Source organism: Candidatus Cryptobacteroides sp. (genome assembly GCF_056207615.1).
In genome coordinates, this window is sequence record NZ_JBAEER010000154.1 from 1 (window position 1) to 4,083 (window position 4,083).

The 4,083-nt window shown below is 51.5% G+C and carries 2 protein-coding genes; both read right to left on the reverse strand.

Translation table 11 applies throughout. From position 1 onward, the window contains the following. The coding region (locus tag AC06ND_RS08785; RefSeq protein ID WP_475678606.1) for a PL29 family lyase N-terminal domain-containing protein at positions 1-2,852 on the reverse strand (2,852 nt) is incomplete at its 3' end. A gap of 18 nt (positions 2,853-2,870) precedes the next feature. Continuing rightward, on the reverse strand, positions 2,871-4,083 hold a 1,213-nt coding region (locus AC06ND_RS08790), incomplete at its 5' end, for a hypothetical protein (protein WP_475678607.1).

Below are 4,083 nucleotides of genomic sequence, written 5' to 3' on the forward strand. Positions count from 1 at the left end.
AACTCTGCTACGACACCGTTCTCATCACCGGTAGCGACATAACCGTCGTTGGTAGTACCAGCAACTACGAACTCGTAGGTACCGCTTGCTGAGATAGGAGTGTTGTAGATGAGCTGGAGGTTACCAGTGCTTGCAACATACTTAGCAGGAACGCCGTCGATACCGAGGCCGTTGATGAAGACAGTCTCATCTGCGACACCCTCAGTAAGGGTTACAGGCATTGAGATACCCTCGTCGTCGCCGAGGTTCATTGGGCTAGCGGTGTATGAGCCGAGCCACTTCTTGAATCCCTCAGAAGACTCCTTAGCCTTGGTGAATACCTGTGGGAGATTAGAAGACTTGGTACCGTTGTAGATCCAGTTACCTGCACCTGCGTTAGCACCCTCGTCGATGACCCAACGAACGGCGTAACCGATCATGTTAGAACCGTACTCAGAAGCACCACCGTTGAAGGTGAGCTTACCATCCTCTACGTAAGCGATGACTGCCTGTGCAGGAGCGTCTGCATTTCCGTCAGGACCGGTATAGTGAGGATAAACTGAAGAACCGCTCTTGAAGAGACCAGTGAAGAAGGTGCTGCACATACCGTAGTTGGTATTCTCCCACTTGCCGAGGAGCTGCTCCATTATAATGAGCTTACCATCAACGAACTGAGCGGTGAGCTCAGCTGAACCGTAAGTTGCGCTCATAGAGAAGAGGCCATTGATCTTGTAGCTCTCGCCAGCCTTGTCCTGCTCTACAGTCATGGTAGCGTTACCTACAACCCACTTGCCGAGGAAGTCCTCGTATGCGTTGGTCGGAGTCTCAGGCTCAACCTTCTCCATCTCGAGGTATCCGTAAGGACCCTGGAGACGACCGTACTCGTCCATAGACACAGCTACGACTACATACTCGCCGTAAGGGAGCTCGCTTGACATCTCGACAACCTCACCTGGAGAGTAAAGGATGAGCGGAGCAAGCTCTGCTGGAGTGAAGATGAAGCTATAGCTATCGAGGAAGTCATACTGATAGTCATCAGCCTCCTGCTTTGCAGTGTAGAGGACGATCTCCTCCTTGGTGCTGAAGCTATCCCAGATCTTGCTGTTGTAGATAGCGTACTGCATGTAAGGCTTCTCATAGTCCCAGAGGAATGAGTCGCCACCCTTGTTGCTATAAGTGATGGCACCGGTCTCGGTGAGGACAGCCTCGTTAGCGTCAGCAGCAACCATCATGTAGATCTGGTCACCGTCGTTCTCGCCGTCCATGTAACCTACGATATAACCCTTAGCAGCCACGAGGTTGCCAGGAGTCATCTCTGCGAAACCGAGTGACTCTACAGGAGCCTCGATGATTACAGAAACCTTACCTTCCTCGCCGTAGTCGTTCACGATGCAGTAAACGCCTTCCTCAACCTCGAGGGTACCGTTGATAGCAGTGAAGATATTGCTGTAGATCTGGCCATAAGCATAGTAGTTGAAGTCAGTCTCTACTACCTCGCCACCCTCACCTACTGGAGTTACGTTGGTAACGGTGAAGCCGTCAGGTGAGTTGAAACCGGTAATGTTGAGGATAGTTCCGATATCGAAGTGATCGTATGGAACGTAGAGGTTTGCGGTACCGTCAGAAACGACAACGCTCCACTCTGAAGCTGCAACGACTGGCTCGTTGTAGAGAGTTACAGATACATAGTTTTCGACATTCGCGAGAGATGCGATGCTGGTAACCTCTTCCTGGCTAGGGTACTGGAGGATCATGTAAGCCTCAGTATCGTTCTGGAGAAGGATGTCAACCTCTGCTGAACGGAAGTTGCCGGTAGTGTTAGGCTCAGCAACCAAGGTAACGACGTCAGTGTGGACAGCCTTGGTCTCAGGGATTGTGAGCCACTTTGCGGTAGGATCCTTCCAGAGTTCATAGTCAATATTGGTGACAATGGTGAGGACGGCCTCGCCACCCTCTGCAGGGATGGTCTGTACGTCCATCTCAGCCTCAAATACACCACCCTCGAATACGAGAGACTTGATGTCGGTCTTACCCTTGCCGTTAGAAGCATAGATGAATACCTTTCCGTCTGAGTTGTCGAGGTTCTTCACACCGATCCAACCTGACCTGTCACCCTGAGGAAGGCTCACGATGCGTGCCTCCCAGCCAGCGGTGATGCTGAGGATGTCAACTTCTACTTCGTCGCCTTCCTGAACACCGGTGAGAGTATACTCATAGAGATACTCCTCGCCCTGAGGAACGGCAACACCCTTGCGATCGGTTACGTTGATGGTAAGGTAGAAAGGAAGTTCCTTCTTGATCACGTATGACTCCTCGCCGATGTAGAAGGTAACGGTGGTGTCACCGTCAACGATGGAGATTGGAACTGCGGTAGACTCGCCCATGGTCTCTACGACGGCCCAGGTAGCACCCTCGTCGTAAGAAACCTCCCACTTACCGTTGTTGATGCGGAACTGTGGAAGAGCACTGTATACGCGTACAGGATTGCCGTTGGCATCCTTCATGATTTCGCCGTTAACGGTCCAGTAGAATACGCCGTCAACCTCCTTAGCAGATACTACAGGAGCCTGTGCGTCCTCACCAGCCTCACCCTTGTCGCCATTCTTGAGGACAGCGGTGGTACCGTCAGAGAAGTAGATAGAATAACCCTCAGAAGTCTTGACAACCTTGGATACGAACACGCCATTCTGGATGGCGGCAACAGTAGCCTGCAAGCCAGGAACGGTCCTTTCGTTGAGTTCCTTAACCTGCTCCTCGAGGACAGACACTCTCTTGTCGAGATCATCGACCTTGTCGTAGAGAGCCTGGTCCTTAGCACAACCCGCGAAAAGAAGGGCTGCAGAAGCTAAAGCCAAAAAGAGTTTGTTTTTCATAATGATATAGTATAAAGATTATTTAGTCTTAAGAATCTTCTTGACTCCCACAGGACGAGCGTTAGACGACTCTGCCTGAACAGGATTCATGCGGACGCTGGTAGAAACGGCACGCTTAGGAGACATCTTTGTCTTGCCATAGATGGTAGAGAACATAGGAATCTTCCTTGAAGAAGAAAGCATCTTGAACTCTGCACGATGCTCAGGAGCACTGCCCTTCACTGAGTAAGAGGTAGGAGTATGACCTTCCTTGTAGAATACTACAGGAGCCTCGTACAATGAGAAGAATCCTGGGTCATCATCATTGATGTAAGCACCGAACATATCGGTAGCAAGAGAGATGGTGTACTTTGCAGGGTCAACGTCGAACTCGATGTCGACGATGCTGCTGCCGCCCTCAAGACCGATCCACTGTACAGGGATACCACCTGACGCGATACCGGTATCTGTTCCGGCTGCCACGGTGAGAGTCTTGGATGCTGCATCGTAGGTTGCAGGAGCTGGATCGCACTTGAGATCGTATTCAGCGACATAAGTATCGAAACCGATGTCGAAGTCCTCAATCACGATGCCGTTACCTGACTTCACGATATTGATAGTCCAGTTCTTGTAGGTATTCTCACCCCAGTAGTCAGAGACAGTAGGGCAGATCCACTTGCCGAGGACAGCGTCAGGATTCTGGTCGCCGCCAGGATTGTCTCCACCACCGCTACCCTTCTTGGTAAGGGTGTTAGGAATCTTCGTAGCATCAGCAAATGCCTTGAGGAGCTTGTATCCGTCAGAAGCGGTTGCGATGTATACTGCAAGGTCTGGAGAAACCTCACCGCTCTCTGTATTCAAGGTAGCAGGAGTGAGGGTTGCGGTGTTTCCGCTGAGAGTTGCAGTGAAGATGGTATAAGGCTGAGCGCCTGGAGTCCAGAAGTTGCCGGCTGCAGTTGCGCCGTAGAAACCGACTGGAGCATCCTCGCCGCTTGAGAGTGTCTTGGTGCCGATCTCCTCCTGTGCATAGACTACGAGTCCACCAGTGCTGCTGTCGAACTCTGCCTCGATAGAGAGATCAGTGTAACCCTGGATACCGGTGATAGAATAGCTTGCGCCTTTCTCCTTTGCAGAAATGGACCAGGTGTCCTTCTTGCTGGGTGAAGTACCGTGAAGGATCTCCCAGTCGCCGATCCAAGACTCATACTTAGGATCTTCTCCGCCACCACCGCCACCAGGGCGCTTCATGGTG